Genomic DNA, 473 nt, shown 5'->3' on the forward strand with positions numbered 1-473 from the left:
TGTTTTGCATCTTCAGATAAATTTGAAATTACATTTTTCATCATATCGCTGAAACCTCCTAAAGCTTCTGTAGGAACACCTCTTACTTCGCTGATGTTGCTGATGTATTTGTCAACAGAACCTGCATCAAGGCTTAAATCATTTGCAAAAATGAATAGGTGAGAAGCATCAGTAATTTGAGTTTGCCCCCAAGCTGCGCCTTTTAATTTTTCTCTTAATTCTGGATTTTCAACAATAACTACTTTGTAAGGTTGTAATCCGTATGAAGAAGCACTTAATCTAACTGCTTCTTTTAATGTATTTAAATCAGCTTCTGATATCTTTTTTGAAGCATCATATTGTTTAACTGCGTATCTCCAATTTTGATTTTCTAAGAAATTGCTCATATTTTTATTGCTTTATTTGTTGGTTCTATATTTTTCTAATAATTGATTTAGGAAAACCAATTCTTCTGGTTTTAAATTATTTGCAAA

General features: G+C 30.9%; 1 protein-coding gene. It reads right to left on the reverse strand.

The genetic code is table 11. The annotated features are described in order from the left end of the window. A partial coding sequence (locus B3J44_RS13780; protein ID WP_286968949.1) for a nitroreductase family protein occupies nucleotides 1-386 on the reverse strand: 386 nt, incomplete at its 3' end. Nucleotides 387-473 lie beyond the last annotated feature (87 nt).

The organism is Flavobacterium sp. UBA4854 (assembly GCF_002399805.1).
In the GTDB taxonomy this organism is placed as follows: domain Bacteria; phylum Bacteroidota; class Bacteroidia; order Flavobacteriales; family Flavobacteriaceae; genus Flavobacterium; species Flavobacterium ginsengisoli.